We start from the raw sequence: 796 nt of genomic DNA, 5'->3' as shown, positions 1-796 counted from the left end.
GATGATCAGCTTCGCCAACAGCATCATCGTCCTGCGGCGCCTGATCCGCGAAGCCTGGTACACCCAACGCTGGGACGCAAGACCCAGGCGAAAGCCCTAACGATCAGGGCCTATTGGCGCATTTTCTTAGTCAGTCAAAAATCCTAGGCAGGAAGCGGCGTGTGGACGTTAAGGCTCGCGGCTCACGCCCACGGATATGTCAGTAGAGCCAGAAATACAACGCATTTCGACGTCGGGGGAAGACCCGCACCGAAGCGGCTACACGGTGGGAAGGGTGAGCGCGGCGACCGCCGCGAGGGTGCCGATTCCGAGGATGGCCGCGCTGCCGGCCGCGACCGTGCGGCCCCCGCCTTGTTGTCGTTTGCCGGCAACCACTCCGGTGGCGATGCCGGCCGCGACGGCAAGAACACAGCCCAGGTAGGCGATGAGGGCTTGCCCTGCGTCATCGGGTGCGGGCAGCGGAGGATCCACCAGCGCGATTGAATACCGCATCGACGCGATGAACAGGAGGATCGTGACAACAATTGCCGTCACGGCCGCCGTGCTGGCCCAGGTAGCCAACTTTGCCACGGATTCCCCTCCATCCCTCAACGACGATCGTATCTCCCGGTGGGTGGGCGGCAGCTTGCTGCGGCGACCCGGACCGCTCGCCGCGGGTAGGCCCGCGATTAGAAGAGGGTGGTTTGGTTTTGCGGCCAGTAGGAGTTGCGGCGGGGGATCTGCTCGGGGTCCAGGTGCCGGGGCAAAAGGACGTGCGGGAGCCCGTTGTGGACGAGCAAGTGCAGCAGGCCGTTGT

General features: G+C 64.4%; 1 protein-coding gene. It reads right to left on the bottom strand.

Annotated elements, in window-relative coordinates:
- Positions 1 to 258 precede the first annotated feature (258 nt).
- Positions 259 to 570 carry a hypothetical protein gene (locus DQ353_RS21145; protein ID WP_113765145.1) on the bottom strand — a complete coding sequence of 104 codons (312 nt, stop codon included), beginning with the start codon at positions 568 to 570 and terminating at the stop codon, positions 259 to 261.
- Positions 571 to 796: the final 226 nt, after the last annotated feature.

This window comes from Arthrobacter sp. AQ5-05, assembly GCF_003287975.1.
Taxonomy (GTDB): Bacteria; Actinomycetota; Actinomycetes; order Actinomycetales; family Micrococcaceae; genus Paeniglutamicibacter.
This window is presented reverse-complemented; position numbering and strand designations above follow the sequence as displayed.